Below are 15,395 nucleotides of genomic sequence, written 5' to 3'. Positions count from 1 at the left end.
CCCGACCCGCACGCCGTCCGTTCACGGAAGGAGTCGCCGCCCGATCCTCGGGCGGCCGCTCTCTCCGTGAACGCGCGGATCTCGATAGGGGTCGCGGATCGTGACCCGGATCGGCCGGTTCCCTCGGGCACAATGGGTGAGGTGCCAGTTGAGATGAACCGCGAGCGCTTCGAGGAACTGGTCGCCGACGCCCTCGACGAGGTGCCCGGGGAACTGCTCAACCTGATGAACAACGTGGTGATCCTGGTCGAGGACGACCCGCCGCGGGGCGAGCCCGACCTGCTCGGCCTGTACGAGGGGCACGCGCTCACCGACCGGGGCTGGGACTACGCGGGCGTGCTGCCGGACCGGATCTTCATCTACCGTCACCCGATCCTGCGGATCTGCGACAACGACGAGGACGTCGTCGATGAGGTGGCGGTGACCGTCGTGCACGAGATCGCCCACCACTTCGGCATCGACGACGCGCGGCTGCACGCGCTGGGCTGGGGCTGAGCCCGGCCCGTCCCGGCCGACCCGCCGCTCAGCCGATGCGCCATCTTGCCCGGGTCGCCTACCGTCGGTGCAGCGACCGCGACCCTTTCAGGAGGCACGTTTCATGCGCAGCGAGCTGTTCTCCTCGGAGAATCTCGAGAAGGAGTCCGCACAGGCCGGCATGCGGCTGCAGAACTCCAAGATGTTGAAGATCGAGCTCAACGGCGAGGCGATGGCCCGGGTCGGGTCGATGGTCGCCTACCAGGGGCAGGTGCAGTTCCAGGCGCTGGGCTCCGGCGGGCTCGGCAAGTTCCTCAAGCAGAAGCTCACCGGCGAGGGCGTCCCGCTGATGAAGGTCTCCGGCCAGGGTGACGTCTTCCTCGCCGAGCTGGCCAAGGACGTGCACATCATCGACCTGGAGCCGGGCGACGCCCTCTCCATCAACGGCTCCAGCGTGCTCGCCTTCGACTCGACCCTCCAGTACGACATCAGGATGGTCGGCGGCGCCGGGATGAGCTCCTCGTCCGGCCTGTTCAACTGCGTCTTCAGCGGGTACGGCCGGATCGCCATCACCACCAAGGGCACTCCGGTGGTGCTCAACGTGGACGCTCCGACCTACGTCGACCCGCAGGCCGCGGTCTGCTGGTCGGCCAACCTCCAGACCGGCTACCACCGGGCCGAGCAGCTCGGCCTCGGCACGCTGCTCGGCCGGCGCACCGGTGAGTCGTTCACGATGAGCTTCGCCGGCCAGGGCTTCGTGGTGGTGCAGCCGTCCGAGGAGCCGCCGATCATGGGCAGCGGCGCGCAGCAGCAGGAGGGCGGCCTGCTCGGCGGTCTGCTGAGCTGACCACGTCGGCGTGGGCGCTCCCGGTCTGGGGGCGCCCACACCGCTCGGTCAGCTCAACTCGCCGGTGCGCAGTCGGGCCAGCCAGGCCGCCGCGTCGGCGTAGTCGGCGTCGGAGAGGCCGGCGGGCGCGGGCACCGGCCGTTCGCCCGCCGCCTCGGCCCAGCGGTGCCGGGGGTACGAGCCCAGGAAACGCACGTCGGCACAGACCCGGCGCAGCCCCTGCAACGCCTCGCCCAGCCGCACGTCGGCCACGTGCCCGGTGCAGTCCAGGAAGAAGACGTACCGGCCCAGCGCCTCGCCGGTCGGGCGGGACTCGATCCGGGTGAGGTTGACCCCGCGGACGGCCAGCTCCATCAGCACCGAGAGCAGCGCGCCGACCCGGTCGTGCGCGATGTAGATCGCCAGCGAGGTGAGGTCGTCGCCGGTCGGCGGCGGAGGTGGCCCGGGACGGGAGACCAGCGCGAACCGGGTCACCGCGTCCGGGTGGTCGGCAATCTTGTCGGCGAGCACCGCGAGGCGGTGCCGGGTCGCCCCGATCGGCGCGCAGATCGCGCCGTCGTACTCGCCGGACCCGGCGCCGGCGGCGGCCGCGCCGTTGGAGAGCACGTCGACCACGACCGCGTCGGGCAGATGGTCGCGCAGCCAGCCCCGGCACTGGGTGGACGCCTGCGGATGGGCCGCCACGGTGCGGATCGAGCTCAGCGAGGTGCCCGGCCGGGCACCGAGCACGAACTCCACCGGCAGGATCACCTCCCGGGTGATCACCAGAGGCTCGCCCTCGGCCATCTCGTCCAGGGTGACGCCGACCGCGCCGCCGATCGAGTTTTCCAGTGGCACCAGCGCGGCGTCGGCGTCGCCGGACCGGACGCTGTCCAGAGCCTCCCCGACACTGCGGGCAGGCGTGCGGCTGCCGCGCTCGGCAGCGGAGACGGTGCGCAGGGCCTGTTCGGCGAAGGTGCCCTCCGGACCGAGGTAGACGAAGCGCGTCGGCGGTGTTCCCGGCATGCCGACCAGCCTACGCACCCGGCCCGACGGCCGGACCGGCGTCGCAGGCGAGCGTCCGAATCCCGGCCGGACCGGCGGCCCGTACCTCGATGGTGCACACGTCGGTGCCGGCGGTGACCAGTTCCGGCGCGTCGGGCCGGCCGCGGGTGACCACCTGAAGCTCCTCGTGCCCGGTCACCTCCAACACCGTGTACTGCCAGTCGGCGGCGCAGAGCGGCCCCGTGCGGACCTTGACCCGGACGTTGTCCGGGAGCACGGCGGCCCGGCCGCGCAGCAGTTGCACCACCCGCTGCCCGGTCGGCCCGTTCCGGCAGGCTGTCGCCACCAGCCCGGCGTCCGGCGTGGCCGTGACCCCGCCGATCGGCGGTCCGGTCGGCGCGGTGGTGGGCACGGTGCTCGGGGTGCCGGTCGGGCCGGGTGCCGTCGAGGCTGCGTTGCCGGTCGGCAGGGCGGCCGGACCGCGCAGCTCGGGCGGGGCGCCGCAGCCGGCCAGCGTCCCGATCGCGAGCAGCGCGAGCGCCACCGGCAGGACGCGGGTCGCGGGTAGCGCACGGGTCACCGCCGGGTGGCGGACGGCCGTCTGCTTACGGGTGGCCGGTGGGACGCGGGTCGTCGCCCACGGTGGGGCGGACGCGTGGCGGGGCGGGGCGAACGGCACGGGCCGATCCTCGGGACATCGGAAACGTCGTCGTGGCCGGGGTGGCCGAGCCCATCGTAGGGGGAGCGGCCGGCCGGGTGAAGCTCAGCCGAGGACGCGATGCCCGGCGCGCTCCAGCGCGGCGGTGCCCTCGGTCAGGCGGACGGCCGGCACCAGCAGGTAGTCGGTGTCGAAGGTGGAGAACGTGACCACGCTGACCCGGGCCTCGGCGAGCGGGTCGACCAGCGCGGCCAGGGTGCCGGTGCCGGCGAGGTGCGCCGGGCCGGCGACCCGCAGACACCGCCAGGCGGTCTCCACCACGGCCTGCGCCGGGGCCCGGTCAGCCGGGCAGATCACCGAGATCCCGTCGGCGGTCCAGCTCACGGTGACCACGTCGGCGTGGCCCAGCCCGCTCGACAGCGCGTACGGCAGGGCGGAGCCGGCGGCCAACCGGCACACGGCGTACTCCCCCGGCAGCAGAGCGATATCGAGCATGAGGGCACCTTACGGCCTCATCGTGGACCCACCCCACTATCGCCGCGTGCGGCGAACGACACACTCCGTCGCAGGTCAGACCTCGGAGAAGAAGGTGAGCGAGCCGGCCACTTCTCCGTCGGCGAGCACCGGGGTGGAGATCGCGTCGACGGTCGCGTCGGAGCTGTCGGGCGAGGCCGCCTGCACCCGGAGCAGCCCGCGGGCGAGCCGGCCGGAGGAGAGCGCCAGCAGGGGCGGGATCTTGTCGATCTCGGCCTCGGTCAGCACACCCCGGTTGGCGGTGAAGTCGAGCAGGCGCAGCCCGCCGTCGAGCAGCGGTCGCCCGATCAGGCCGTCCGGTTCGCCCAGGCAGAGCAGCTCGCAGCCGGCGGTGGAGATCGCCACCACCCGGGTGTCGGCATCGATCAGCAGGCAGGGCTCATCGGCCCGGCAGACTGTCGAGGACCAGTGGCCGAAGTTGTCGGACTCCGCCTCTGTCGAGGCCCGCGCCGCCGGCACGAACACTTCCGACAGCGAAAGTTCGACGTGGGCCACCGCGCCTCCTATGTACACCGACGGACTGTCCACGCTAGCGGGTCGCCGACGGAACCACCGAGCGCACCGGGCCACCACCGGACCGCGCTGCCGTGAGCCGGGGCGGCCGGTGACGGCGCGGAACCGGGTGGGGTAGACGGGGGGACCGGAAGCCGCGTGGCGTCGCCGGTGACGTTACCGGCGGTGGGCCGGCTTGTCAGCGGCCGTTCGGCCCTCGTCATACCACCGGTAGTCGGCCGTTGGACGGTACGTGCCGTTCAGCCAGGTGCCGGGGTGTTGCGCGACCCGGGACAGCTTCTCGGCGGTGGCCGGGCTGATCCGGCTGCCGCCAGCCACGAGGAGCCTGTCCAACTCCCGGTGGGTGGCCATCAGACAGTCCTTCGGCAGGCCGTAGACGCTGATCACGCCGGAGCCGACGAAGGTCAGCACCGGCGTCACCGGAACGGGCAGCCCCACCGCGTCGGAGAGTGCCTTGCTGGCCCGCTTCGCGTCCCGCCGGGCCTCGGCCACGTACGACGGCCGCTTGCCGTTGATCTGCACGACGTCCCCGGCGACGAGCACCCGGGCACGGCCGTGGTCGGCGACGGTCACCGCGAACAGGCCGCTCGGCCCGATGGCGAGGAATCCGGCACGCTCGTCCTGGCCGCGATCGAGCAGGACGTCCGCCACGTCGGTGCGGGGCCACTCGATGACGTGCCAGGCCGGCCCGAGGTGGTCGAGTTGGCCGAGCGCCCGCGCTCCGGCCGCCTCCAGTCGACGGGCACCCCGCTCGGCCCGACGACGGCGGGCCCATTCGAGTGGGGTCGGACGGACCGGTTCGAGAGCGCCCGGCGACTCGGCGCGGGGGTGGGGCACCGCGACGGGCGGCAGTGCCCGGGCGGTCGGTACGGCTCGTCGTGCGGGAAAGACAGTCATCGCGACCTCCGGCAAAAGGTCCCTCGAAAGTTATGTCCTCACTACCCTACGTCGTCACTCCCGGTGTTCGGCAAGCCGGAACGCTGGAGTGACTGTGGATGAATGCCATATTCATCCACAGTTCTTTTCTCGGATGCCGCCAAACCCTGCCCTACGCTGCGGGAGTGACCCACTACGTCGACAGCGAAGTCGGCCGGCTCGGCACCGTACTGCTGCACCGGCCCGGCCCGGAACTGGCCCGGCTCACCCCCCGCAACAACGACTCTCTCCTGTTCGACGCGATCCCCTGGGTCGGCCGCGCCCAGGAGGAGCACGACGCGTTCGCCGCCGCACTGCGCGAGCGCGGGGTCGAGGTGCTCTACCTGGCCACTCTGTTGGCCGAGACACTGGCCGTCGCGGACGCCCGAGCCGAACTGACCGAGCAGGTGCTGCGCTCCCGCCGGCTCGGCGACACCCTCCGCGCCCGGGTCGCCGACCACCTCTCCTATCTGGACCCGGCCGCGCTGGCCGACGTGCTAACCGCCGGGCTGGCCCACGAGGAGCTGCGGATCAGCTCGGAGCGGCCGGGTGGGCTGGTCTACACCCTGATGGACCGGCACGACTTCGTCATCGACCCGCTGCCCAACCTGCTGTTCACCCGGGACTCGTCGCTGTGGATCGGCGATCGGGTCGGTGTCACCAGCCTGGCCATGCCGGCGCGCCGTCGGGAGACCACGCTGACCGACGCCATCTACCGCCACCACCCGCGCTTCGCCGGCACCGAGTTCGTCTACCGTCCGCACCTGGAGCACCTGGAGGGCGGGGACGTGCTGCTGCTCGCCCCCGGAGTGCTGGCGGTCGGGGTGGGCGAGCGGACCACTCCGGCCGGTGCGGAACGCCTCGGCCGGCAGGTCTTCGCCGCCGGGCTGGCCCACACCATCCTGGTGGTGCCGATCGCACAGAAGCGCGCCACGATGCACCTGGACACCGTCTGCACGATGGTCGACGTGGACGCCGTGCTGATGTATCCGAACATCGCCAGCGCGCTGTCCGCGTACACCGTCATCGCCGGCGCGGACGGCGAGGACCCGCGGGTGGACGGCCCCGCGCCGTTCCTACGGGCCGCCGCCGACGCGATGGACCTCGACCAGCTCCGGGTCATCGACACCGGGCTGGACCCGGTGACCGCGGAACGCGAGCAGTGGGACGACGGCAACAACACCCTCGCCCTGGCACCCCGGCTCTGCGTCGGCTACGAACGCAACACCGAGACCAACGCCCAGTTGGAGCGGGCCGGCATCGAGGTGATCCCGATCGCCGGCTCGGAGCTGGGCTCCGGCCGGGGTGGCCCGCGCTGCATGTCCTGCCCGATCGTCCGCGACCCGCTGCCCGTCGCCGGGTGAGCGGCCGGGCCGCCCGCGCCGGGTTCCAGCCGGACGGCCGGGCCCTCCCGGGCTCAGCGCAGGGTGAGTTGGCGGCCGAGCAGTCCCTGGCGGGCACGGCGGCCGGCGGCGTCCAGCGGGGCGGTGACGGCGAGCGCCTCCGCGTACCGCTTGGCGAACTGCGCGACCGGGTCCTCCCAGTCGGTCGCCGGAGTCTCCTCCGGCAGGTCCCAGACCGGTACCAGCCGGCCGTGCGCCCGGAACATGCCGGCGAACTTGGTCTGCTCGCCGAGCGTCAGCGTGCCAGCCGCGCCGAGCCGGGCCAGCGCGTCCAGGGCGGCGTCCTCGTCGTCCGGCAGCACCCAGCGCACGTGCGCCTTCTCCGGGACCTGACACCAGTACGCGGCCTTCGCAGCGGTGAGTCGCACCGTCGGGTAGATGGCCGCGTTCGCCCGCTCCAGCGACGCCTGCACGGTCGGGTCGTCCGTGGCGCCGGGGTCGAGCCAGAACTCGAACCCGTCGTGCATGGTGATCTCCAGCGGGCCGTCCACGAGGATGTCCTGCAGCCGGGGGCCGGGGCCGGGTAGCGGCGGCACGGCCACCTGGTCGCCCGGCTCGGTCCGCAGCGCGCACAGCAGCGCCTCGGCCAGATCCCGGGAGACGTCGCCGGACTGCTGGTGGCGTTGCAGGCCGATGAACACCCGGCCGTCCGGCTTGGTCATCGCCGGGGCGGCCATCGGCAGCACCGTGGCCAGCGTGGCCGGCCGGTCCCCGAACTCCTCGACCAGGGCGGGTGCCAGCCGCAGCGGCGCGGAGGCGGCGGGGACCAGCTCGCGCAGCGCGATCCACTCGGGCTCGTCGACCAGCCCCTCGAACGGTCGCGGCACGAAGATGTCCCGCACCTTGTCCCTGCGGGGGGCGGTGTCGGCGGCGGTGCGCTGGCTCTTTCGACGCTTGCTCACGGCGTCACAGCCTAGAGGCCCGACGGGCTCGTCGTGGGCGGGACCCGCCCCGAGCCGTCGCTCAGCCCGTCCTCACCAGGTCGGGCCGGGTCGTCGGGATCGGGTCGAACTCGGCCCAGACGCGTTGGCCCAGACCGTCCCGCTCGACGCCCCACCGGGTCGCCAGGCCGGCAACGATGTGCAGCCCTCGCCCGTCCGCCGCGTCGGGGTCGGCCGTCCGGATCCGAGGCCCGGTGCCCGCGCCGCCGTCGGTCACCCGCAGCTGGATCCGCGGGCCGTCGGCCGAGGGCCGCAACCGCCAGGCCACCCGGACCACGCCGCCGGGCAGCGGTCGGGCGTGTCGCACCGCGTTGCCCACCAGCTCGGCGAGCACCGCGATCAGGTCCGCGAGGAGCGTCGGGGGTACGACGTCCGCCAGGTCGCCGGCGAGCCGTTGCCGAGCCAGCCGTGCCCCGGCGGGGTGGTGCGGGACCACCACGCACCATGCCCGATCCCTCGCTGCCCCTGCCACCGTCGCCTCCACGTCGCGCCACCGCTGGTCAACCGCGCGGTAGCCGCACCTCTGCGACCGTACCGCCGCCGGTCCTCGGACGTAGGGATACCCATCCATTCTGTTGTTCAACGATCCGGCGGACGAGATAGAGGCCGAGCCCCGCGCCCGGGTAGCCGCGCCGGTCGCCCGACTCGCCCTGCCAGAACCGGTCGAACGCCCGCTCCACGTGCTCCGGTCGGATGCCGATGCCCCGGTCGCTGACCCGGAACGCCACCAGCTGACAGTCGACCGCCGCGGTGATCTCGATCGGTGAGTCCGGTGCCGAGTACTTGCCGGCGTTGGTCGCCAGCTCGGTGAGAACGGTGGCCAGGCTGGGCCGGTGGCCGAGCGCCTTGGGCAGGTCGGCCGGGAGGCGGAGCACCAACCGGCGACGCAGCTCCGCCGGCAGGTCGACGACTGCGGAACGCAGCGCCTCGCCGAGGTCGAACGGGGTGGGCGGGTCGTCCCCCGGCCCCACCTCGGCGGCCGAGGAGAGCAGCCGGTCGACCAGCCGGGCCAGCTCGTTGGCGCGCTGCCCGATCACCCGGGCGGCCTGCCGCCGGTCGGTCTCGGTCAACGACTCCCAGTGGTCGGTGAGGGTGTCCGCGTACCCCTTGATCACGGTGACCGGGGTGCGCAGCTCGTGGCTGGTCACCGCGACGAACAGCTCCCGGTCGTGATCCCGGCGCTGCTGGTCGGTGATGTCGCGGAAGGTGACCACGCGCAGTGTGCCCGGACCGGGCAGCTCGCCGGAGGTGATCCGTAGCCAGCGCCCGTCCGGCAGCCGGTGGTCGCGGACCTGGCCCGAGGGCGGCAGCGGGAACGGTAGCGGGCGGCTCAGCGCCTGCTCGGCCTCCCGGCCGGTGACCTGGGCGGCGGCCGGGTTCCAGAGCCGGACGTGCCCGTCGCGGTCGACCACGGCCAGCCCGTCGGCGAGCGCCGCCACCACCGGCCCGTCGCCGTGCACCGGCAGCCCGGTCTGGTCGCCGTACATGTGCCCGACGCAGGAGGCCAGGTAGGCGATCACCCCCTGCTGCTCGGCGCTCGGCTCGTCGTCGCCCGGGTAGAGCGCGTGCAGGCTGCCGACGGTGTGGCCGCCGATCTCCGCCCGGGACACCACCATCTGCCGCAACCCGCTGCCGGCCAGCTCGCCGGCGAGCTTGCCGCTGAGGTGGTCGACCCGGGCATGGCGGACCCGGGGCCCGGAGAGCAGGCAGATGGTGTCCGGATCGTCGGCCGGCAGCGGCCGGCCGAGGGTCCACTCCACCGCACCGGTCGCGGCGATCACCCGGCCACCGGTCGGGCCGAACTCGGCGAACGCCATGCCGGCCGCGCCGAGCGCCGGCTGGGCCACCCGGAGCAGTTGGGTGAGGACCGGCAGGCCGGCGTCCCCAGAGTTGATCATCTCGATCACGATGGTGTGGCCGGCGATGAGAGCGGGGAAATCGATACGCTCCGGCATGTGCCGAGTGTGCCCCGCCGACCCGGGTTTCGGCACCCCCCGGCGGGTGCTGGTCAGCGGTCCAGCCGGGCCAGGGCCTGCGCCGGTCGATCGGTGATGATTCCGTCCACCCCGGCGGCCAGCACCAGCTCCAGGTCGGCCGGTTCGTTGACCGTCCAGACGTACACCTCGTTGCCGGCCGCGCGCAGCGCGGGCAGCAGTTGCGGCCGGGCCCGGACCAGGCCGATGCCCGGCCCGGCGACGCGCGCACCGAACGGCAGCCGCCCCAGCCGCAGCCAGCGCGGCAGCACCTCCAGCAACAGGACCGTCGGCAGCGTCGGAGCCAGCTCGCGGACCCGCCGCAGCGCCAGCGGGGAGAACGACATGACGGTGACCTGGACCGGGTCGTCCGGCGCCGGATCGGCCAGCCCGTACCGGCGCAGCAGGGCGACCAGCCGCCGCTCCACGTTCGAGCCGTAGCGGGACGGGTGCTTCGTCTCCACCAGCAGCCGGACCGGCCGGCCGGCGGCCAGCACCGCGTCCAGCAGCCGGGCCAGGGTCAGCAGCCGGGTGTGTGACTCGTCCGGCGGAAGGTCACCGCTCGGCGCGCTGCCCGGATGCCACGAGCCGAAGTCCAGCGCCTCCAGCTCGGCGAGGGTACGCGCGCTGACCAGGCCACGGCCGTTGCTGGTGCGGTCCAACCGCCGGTCGTGCACGCAGACCAGATGCCCGTCCCGGGTCAGCCGGACGTCGCACTCCAGGCCGTCCGCGCCCTCGTCGAGGGCGCGGAGGTAGGCGGCGAGAGTGTGCTCCGGAAGATCGTACGAGGCGCCGCGGTGCGCGAAGACCAGAGGCCCGCCCATCCCCGCCGGCCTCAGATGACCTGACCGGGCTGCCCGTTCGCGTCCACCACAGGGCGGCCGACGGCGGCCCACTGGCGCATACCGCCGTCGGCGTTACGCACCTGCTCCCAGCCGTTGTTGACCAGGTAGGCGACGACCTGGGCGGAGCGCCCGCCGGAGCGGCAGATGATCGCCACGTCCCGGTCGGTGGGCACCTCGGCCAGCCGCGCCGGCAGCTCCATCATCGGCAGGTGGTGAGCGGCGGGGGCGTGGCCGGCCGCCCACTCGTCGTCTTCCCGCACGTCGAGCAGGTAGGTGTCGTCGGCGATCTCGGTCACGGGCACGGTGGGAACCTGGGGTCCGAACACAGGAAGCAACACTAGATCCTCGTCGGCCGGATCGGCACCGACCGGGCCGTCTGACCTATCACAACCGGGTCACCCACCGCGGGTTGGCCTGGGCCCAGGTCGGCACCTGAGTGCCGCGTACGGCCTCGAAGAGCCCGTTGCCGTTGTTGTCCAGCACCACGTACGAGACCTCGTCGATGGTCTGCGGCGACGAGGGCACCTGGACGCCGCGCATCCCGTCGGGCGGCAGCGCGCGCAGCGCGAGGAGCAGGTCCTCCAGGGGTACGCCGTTCGTGTCGACGGTCAACGAGCCGCCGACCGCCCGGAGCACCCGGTCCAGCTTGACCGGGTCGCTGCGCAGGTCCGCCTGGCCGGCGCTGTCCAGCATCGCCCGGAGCAGTTGTTGCTGGTGGTGCTGCCGGTCGTAGTCGCCGCCGGGCAGGTCGTAGCGCTGCCGTACGTAGTCCAGCGCCTGCGCTCCGTCCATCTGCTGGCAGCCGGTGGGGAAGACCCGATTGGTGTGGATCGAGCGGACCTCGGTGTCCACGCACATCTGCACCCCGCCGAGCAGGTCGATCACCTTCCGGAAACCGGAGAAGTCGATCAGCGCGGCGCCGTCGAACCGGATACCAGTGAGCCGGTTCAGGGTGGCGGAGAGCAGTTGGACGCCGGCCTGCCCGCCGCCGCCGTGCTCGTACGCCGCATTGATCTTGTCCTGACCGCCTCCGAAGCCGTTCGCGGGCGGGATGGCGACCAGCAGGTCACGCGGGATGGATACCAGGTACGCCTCCCGCCGCCCGGCCGGCACATGCACGATGAGGATGGTGTCCGAGCGTTGGTCCGGCCCGCTGTCGCCGGGCCGCCGGTCGGAGCCGACCAACAGGTAGTTGAGCGCCCGGTCCAGGTCGGTCCGCTCGGTACGGGCGTCGGGGTCGAGCAACTGCTCCTTGGCCACCGTGCGGTCGTACCGGTGGCTGAGCGTCTTGAGCCCGACCACGGCGAGGCCGGCCAGCAGGACGAGGGCCAGGCCGACACCGAGCAGGATCCGCGACCCGCGGGCGCGACGCGACCGGGCGGGTCGAGCCTCGCCGTCCCGCCCCGCTGCGTTCCGTCCCCACCTGGACGTGACCGCCTCCCCGCAGCCGATACGTGAAACCTGCTCACGTCAGGCTACGGGCGGTGACTGGGTGGTCGCCGGAGTTTCGCGACTTCCGGCCGGCTGAGGGCCGTCACTTTCGGGTGGACATCACCTGGGGGTGGTTGAAGACGAATTCCGCGAGCTTGTCCTTCTTGAGAGCCTGGAACATCTCCAACGTCTCGGCGTTCAAGCCCTCACTGCCGTTGCCGTTGCCGTGGAAGGTGCCGCTGTTGGTCTTGAGCATGGTCAGCTCGTTCGCGGTGACGCCGCGCATCGTGAAGATGAGATCCTCGATGTCGGCGCCGCCGGTGTCCAGCACGAACGCCTTGCCGGCCGCCTTGATCAGCTGCTGGAGCTTCGCGGGGTTGGTCAACATGCCGCCGTCAGTGGCCTTCTTGGCCATCGCCTTGATCAGCTGCTGCTGGTTCTGCTGCCGGTCGTAGTCGCCGTTGCGGAGGGTCTTGCGCTGCCGTGCGTAGTCGAGCGCCGCCCAGCCCTCCATCTCCTGGCAGCCCTTCTTGTGCACCACGGGCTTCATCGTCTTGCCGGTCTTCTTGGCGTCGGCGTTCCACATGGGCTTACCGTCGACATACTTCATGTGGATCGACGTGACCTCCTCGCCCACGCAGATCCGCACCGTGCCGAGGGCGTCGATGACGCCCTTGAACCCACCGAAGTTGATGATCGCGGCACCGTCGAAGGTGACCCCGGTGAGTCGCTTGATCGTCTGCGCCATCAGCTGGGCTCCACCCTCCCAGCCGCCGCCGTTGCGGGCGCCGATCTGGAACGCGGCGTTGATCTTGTCGGTGCCACCGTTGAAGCCGCTCTTCGGGAACGCCGGGATCTGCGCCTCGGTGTCCCGGGGGATCGAGATCAGGTACGCCTGGTCGTGCGAGGCCGGAATGTGCAGGATGATGATGCTGTCCGAGCGGACATCGTCGGCGGCCCAGCGCTCACGCGCGTCCACGCCGAGCAGCAGCATGTCGATCGGGCCGTCCAGGCTCGCCCCGCCCTCGGCGTCTGACTTGCCGGCCCCGCCCAGCAGGTCGCGCTGCGCGATGTCGCCGGTCGCCTGGCCGATCAGCACCTTGCTGCCGACGATGGCCACACCGCTGCTGAGCATCAGCACGGCACCGAAGATGACGGTCAACCGGGCCCAGAGCGGATCCTTGCGCCGGGGCCGCTTCTTCGCCGCACCGCCGCCGCCCGACCGGCCTCCACCGCCGGGCGGGCGACCGCCCGGTCCGCCGCCCCCGGGACCCGGCTGCACAGGTATGGACGAGGAGATCCGGCCGCTGGGCGCGGCGGACGAAGGGCGACGGCTGGCCTGAACCGGCATGCGTGCTCCAGCTCGTGATCAGGAGGGGGGCGGCACCACTGTACGTACATCATTTCGACTTGGCGAGTTCATCCCAGGGCAATCCGGACGCCGATTTCCCGGGGTCGGTCGATCGTCGCCATTCGATGACCCGATCGGCCGGCCGTCGGTCGGGCGGCCAGCCCGGTCGCCGCGGGTCGTACCGCCGAGGTCGGCGGCCGGGTCGGTCAGCCGCCGTTGGTGCCCTTCGGCGGGTTCGCCTTGACCCAGTCCGCCATGGTGTCCGACGACATGGCCCGGTACATCGCCAGCGCCTTCTCCCGGTCGGAGACCACCACCGACTCGCCATTGATCGTCTCGCTACCCGAGTTCGGGCTGGTCACGAAGGTGAGGTTCTGGCCGCGCAGGCTGCGGAACTGCAGCGCCATGTCCGTCACCGAGAACCCCTCGTCGACCGTGGCGGCCGCGGTCACCGACTGGAGGAAGTCGTTGAGCTTCTTCGGGTTGGCCAACGTGCCGGTGCTCGCCGCCTTGTCCAGCAGCGCCCGGAGGAACTCCTGCTGGTGCCTCATCCGGGCGAAGTCGCCGTCCGGGAACTGCTTGCGCTGCCGGATCCAGTCCAGCGCTTCCGCGCCGTTCATGTGGTTGGTGCCCTTGGTGAACGTCCGGTACGGCTTGTGGATCGAGGTGATGGTCCGCTCCACCTTCAGGTCGACCCCGCCGAGGGCGTCGGTGACCTGCTTGAAGCCGGCGAAGTCGATGGCCATCACGTGGTCGATGCGGACGTCGCTGAAGCACTCCACGGTGCGGACCGCCAGCGGCAGCCCGCCGAACGCGAACGCCGCGTTGATCTTCGCGCGCTGGCCCGAGTCGCAGGCCGCGCCGGCGCTCTCCGGGATCGGCACGTAGAGGTCACGAGGGATGGAGACCAGGTACGCCTTCTGGTGGTCGGCCGGGATGTGCATCACGATGATCGTGTCGGCCCGCCACTGGCTCTTCGCGTCGACCGGCGCGTCCGGGTCCCGGGAGTCGCTGCCGACCAGCAGGATGTTCAGCGCGCCGTCAACGGTCTTGGCCGGCCGACCACCGGTGATCTGCGCGAACGGATCGGTCCGGGCCAGGTCGTTGTTGAGGTTGCGGGCGTACAACCAGGCGCCGATGCCACCGAGCAGGGCCAGCACCAGCACCGCGATGCCGGCCACCACGCCGATCCGGCCCCAGCGTGGCCGTGGGCCGCGCCGGCCCGGCCTGCCGGCGCCACCCGGTCCGCCCGGGCCGCCAGGCCCTCTCGGCCCGTCCGGGCCACCCGGCCGGGGCGGCTCCTCGTCGTACGACGGGTACCAGCGCGCCTCGCTCGGACGGGCGCGCCCGGAGGCGCCCCGGTCGGGGCCGGGCACCGACGCGCGCCCGGCGCTGCGGTGCAGATACGGGTACGGGGCGCCGGCAGACGAGGTCGCTGACATGTAACTCAGGGTACGTAGCGCGAGCCACCGCCGCCTTCAGGCGGCGTTCAGCGACCGGCAGCGAGTCGCCGGCTGGTTACCCTAGCCGCGCGCGGAAGTACTCGATCGTGCGTCGCAGGCCGTCTTCGGGCGCCACGGTCGGCTCGTATCCGAGCAGTTCGCGGGCGAGGGTCAGGTCGGGGCGGCGCATCTCCGGGTCGTCGGCGCTTCGAGTGATGTAGGTCACCTCTGAGCTGCTGTCGGAGAGCGACACGATCAACTCAGCCAGTTGCCGCATGGTGAGCTCGTGCTCGGTGCCGCAGTTGATCGGCCCGGTCTCGGTCGAGTCGAGCAGCAGCAGGATGCCCCGGACCAGATCCTCGACGAAGCAGATGGACCGGGTCTGGTTGCCGGTGCCGTGCACGGTGATCGGCTCGCCGCGCAGCGCCTGGGAGATGAAGGTGGGGATGGCCCGACCGTCGTCCGGGCGCATCCGCGGGCCGTACGTGTTGAAGATCCGGACGATCGCCCCGTCGAGCCCGCGGTAGCGGTGGTACGCCATGGTGGCCGCCTCGGAGAAGCGCTTCGCCTCGTCGTAGACGCTGCGTATCCCGATCGGGTTGACGTTGCCCCAGTAGGTCTCGCGCTGCGGGTGCTCCTTCGGGTCTCCGTACGCCTCGGAGGTGGAGGCCATCAGGAACCGGGCACCGTCGGCGACCGCGCGCTCCAGCAGGTGCAGGGTGCCCACCGAGCCGACCCGGAGGATCTCCACCGGCAGTTGGGCGAAATCGGTGGGGCTTGCCGGCGAGGCCATGTGCAGGATCGCGTCGAAGCGCTCGGCCAGCGCCGGGTGGTGGGTCGGCAGGCCGTCGGAGATGTCCGCCTCGACCAGGGTGAAGGTTGACCGGTCCAGCAGGTGGGCGACGTTCTCCTTGGAGCCGGTGACGAAGTTGTCCAGCGCCACCACCGTGCAGCCTCGGGCGATCAGGGCGTCCACCAGGTGCGACGGGACGAATCCGGCGCCGCCGGTGACGAGGACGCGATGACCGGAACCGAAGCGCTCAGCAACCTTCATGCCGGTCAGCCTACCGATCCCCGGAATTGC

General features: G+C 72.2%; 17 protein-coding genes. 3 read left to right on the top strand and 14 right to left on the bottom strand.

What is annotated here, in order from left to right; genetic code table 11:
- The first annotated feature begins 132 nt into the window (after positions 1–132).
- Complete coding sequence (locus OG470_RS06900; RefSeq protein ID WP_328421881.1) at positions 133–495, top strand: metallopeptidase family protein; 363 nt, start codon at positions 133–135, stop codon at positions 493–495.
- A gap of 103 nt (positions 496–598) precedes the next feature.
- Positions 599–1,321 (top strand): AIM24 family protein, encoded by a 723-nt coding sequence (locus OG470_RS06895; RefSeq protein ID WP_328421879.1) that lies wholly within the window; start codon positions 599–601, stop codon positions 1,319–1,321.
- Between the two features lie 48 nt (positions 1,322–1,369).
- Here OG470_RS06895 and pheA read toward each other — a convergent pair whose 3' ends face one another.
- From pheA to OG470_RS06870, 5 genes are all read right to left on the bottom strand, one after another.
- Positions 1,370–2,326 carry a prephenate dehydratase gene (gene pheA, locus OG470_RS06890; RefSeq protein ID WP_328421877.1) on the bottom strand — a complete coding sequence of 319 codons (957 nt, stop codon included), beginning with the start codon at positions 2,324–2,326 and terminating at the stop codon, positions 1,370–1,372.
- Between the two features lie 10 nt (positions 2,327–2,336).
- The gene (locus OG470_RS06885; RefSeq protein ID WP_328426182.1) at positions 2,337–2,855 is read right to left on the bottom strand and encodes a hypothetical protein; all 519 of its coding nucleotides are present in this window, start codon (positions 2,853–2,855) and stop codon (positions 2,337–2,339) included.
- Positions 2,856–3,068: 213 nt separating this feature from the next.
- Positions 3,069–3,458 carry an ACT domain-containing protein gene (locus OG470_RS06880; RefSeq protein ID WP_328421875.1) on the bottom strand — a complete coding sequence of 130 codons (390 nt, stop codon included), beginning with the start codon at positions 3,456–3,458 and terminating at the stop codon, positions 3,069–3,071.
- A 75-nt stretch (positions 3,459–3,533) separates the two neighbouring features.
- A complete protein-coding gene (locus OG470_RS06875; RefSeq protein ID WP_328421873.1) occupies positions 3,534–3,992 on the bottom strand; it encodes a hypothetical protein in 459 nt (152 codons plus the stop codon).
- A gap of 174 nt (positions 3,993–4,166) precedes the next feature.
- Complete coding sequence (locus OG470_RS06870; RefSeq protein ID WP_328421871.1) at positions 4,167–4,907, bottom strand: hypothetical protein; 741 nt, start codon at positions 4,905–4,907, stop codon at positions 4,167–4,169.
- A 164-nt stretch (positions 4,908–5,071) separates the two neighbouring features.
- Here OG470_RS06870 and OG470_RS06865 point away from each other — a divergent pair, with 164 nt between their 5' ends.
- Positions 5,072–6,289 (top strand): arginine deiminase, encoded by a 1,218-nt coding sequence (locus tag OG470_RS06865; protein ID WP_328421869.1) that lies wholly within the window; start codon positions 5,072–5,074, stop codon positions 6,287–6,289.
- Between the two features lie 53 nt (positions 6,290–6,342).
- Here OG470_RS06865 and OG470_RS06860 read toward each other — a convergent pair whose 3' ends face one another.
- The 9 genes from OG470_RS06860 to OG470_RS06820 all read right to left on the bottom strand — a co-directional run bounded on the left by OG470_RS06860 (position 6,343) and on the right by OG470_RS06820 (position 15,365).
- Positions 6,343–7,230 carry a DUF5926 family protein gene (locus tag OG470_RS06860; protein ID WP_328421867.1) on the bottom strand — a complete coding sequence of 296 codons (888 nt, stop codon included), beginning with the start codon at positions 7,228–7,230 and terminating at the stop codon, positions 6,343–6,345.
- 61 nt (positions 7,231–7,291) lie between these two features.
- Positions 7,292–7,708 (bottom strand): ATP-binding protein, encoded by a 417-nt coding sequence (locus OG470_RS06855; protein WP_328426180.1) that lies wholly within the window; start codon positions 7,706–7,708, stop codon positions 7,292–7,294.
- Between the two features lie 61 nt (positions 7,709–7,769).
- Positions 7,770–9,224 carry a PAS domain-containing sensor histidine kinase gene (locus tag OG470_RS06850; protein WP_328421865.1) on the bottom strand — a complete coding sequence of 485 codons (1,455 nt, stop codon included), beginning with the start codon at positions 9,222–9,224 and terminating at the stop codon, positions 7,770–7,772.
- Between the two features lie 53 nt (positions 9,225–9,277).
- Positions 9,278–10,066 carry a glycerophosphodiester phosphodiesterase gene (locus tag OG470_RS06845; protein WP_328421863.1) on the bottom strand — a complete coding sequence of 263 codons (789 nt, stop codon included), beginning with the start codon at positions 10,064–10,066 and terminating at the stop codon, positions 9,278–9,280.
- A gap of 11 nt (positions 10,067–10,077) precedes the next feature.
- Positions 10,078–10,413 carry a rhodanese-like domain-containing protein gene (locus OG470_RS06840; protein WP_328421861.1) on the bottom strand — a complete coding sequence of 112 codons (336 nt, stop codon included), beginning with the start codon at positions 10,411–10,413 and terminating at the stop codon, positions 10,078–10,080.
- Between the two features lie 58 nt (positions 10,414–10,471).
- The gene (locus tag OG470_RS06835; RefSeq protein WP_328421859.1) at positions 10,472–11,389 is read right to left on the bottom strand and encodes an LCP family protein; all 918 of its coding nucleotides are present in this window, start codon (positions 11,387–11,389) and stop codon (positions 10,472–10,474) included.
- 232 nt (positions 11,390–11,621) lie between these two features.
- Positions 11,622–12,869 (bottom strand): LCP family protein, encoded by a 1,248-nt coding sequence (locus OG470_RS06830; RefSeq protein ID WP_328421857.1) that lies wholly within the window; start codon positions 12,867–12,869, stop codon positions 11,622–11,624.
- Between the two features lie 206 nt (positions 12,870–13,075).
- A complete protein-coding gene (locus OG470_RS06825; protein ID WP_328421855.1) occupies positions 13,076–14,311 on the bottom strand; it encodes an LCP family protein in 1,236 nt (411 codons plus the stop codon).
- Positions 14,312–14,387: 76 nt separating this feature from the next.
- Positions 14,388–15,365 (bottom strand): NAD-dependent epimerase/dehydratase family protein, encoded by a 978-nt coding sequence (locus tag OG470_RS06820; protein WP_328421853.1) that lies wholly within the window; start codon positions 15,363–15,365, stop codon positions 14,388–14,390.
- Positions 15,366–15,395: the final 30 nt, after the last annotated feature.

It is taken from the genome of Micromonospora sp. NBC_00389 (assembly GCF_036059255.1).
Lineage (GTDB): Bacteria > Actinomycetota > Actinomycetes > Mycobacteriales > Micromonosporaceae > Micromonospora.
The sequence above is the reverse complement of the archived record's forward strand: the minus strand, read 5'-3'. Positions and strand labels throughout refer to the sequence as shown.

Bases quoted from the DNA above. Each gene is read 5' to 3' on its own strand.
- OG470_RS06900 (WP_328421881.1), top strand. From the start codon at position 133: ATGGGTGAGGTGCCAGTTGAGATGAACCGCGAGCGCTTCGAGGAACTG.
- OG470_RS06895 (WP_328421879.1), top strand. From the start codon at position 599: ATGCGCAGCGAGCTGTTCTCCTCGGAGAATCTCGAGAAGGAGTCCGCA.
- pheA (WP_328421877.1), bottom strand. From the start codon at position 2,326: ATGCCGGGAACACCGCCGACGCGCTTCGTCTACCTCGGTCCGGAGGGC.
- OG470_RS06880 (WP_328421875.1), bottom strand. From the start codon at position 3,458: ATGCTCGATATCGCTCTGCTGCCGGGGGAGTACGCCGTGTGCCGGTTG.
- OG470_RS06870 (WP_328421871.1), bottom strand. From the start codon at position 4,907: ATGACTGTCTTTCCCGCACGACGAGCCGTACCGACCGCCCGGGCACTG.
- OG470_RS06850 (WP_328421865.1), bottom strand. From the start codon at position 9,224: ATGCCGGAGCGTATCGATTTCCCCGCTCTCATCGCCGGCCACACCATC.
- OG470_RS06845 (WP_328421863.1), bottom strand. From the start codon at position 10,066: ATGGGCGGGCCTCTGGTCTTCGCGCACCGCGGCGCCTCGTACGATCTT.
- OG470_RS06830 (WP_328421857.1), bottom strand. From the start codon at position 12,869: ATGCCGGTTCAGGCCAGCCGTCGCCCTTCGTCCGCCGCGCCCAGCGGC.
- OG470_RS06825 (WP_328421855.1), bottom strand. From the start codon at position 14,311: ATGTCAGCGACCTCGTCTGCCGGCGCCCCGTACCCGTATCTGCACCGC.
- OG470_RS06820 (WP_328421853.1), bottom strand. From the start codon at position 15,365: ATGAAGGTTGCTGAGCGCTTCGGTTCCGGTCATCGCGTCCTCGTCACC.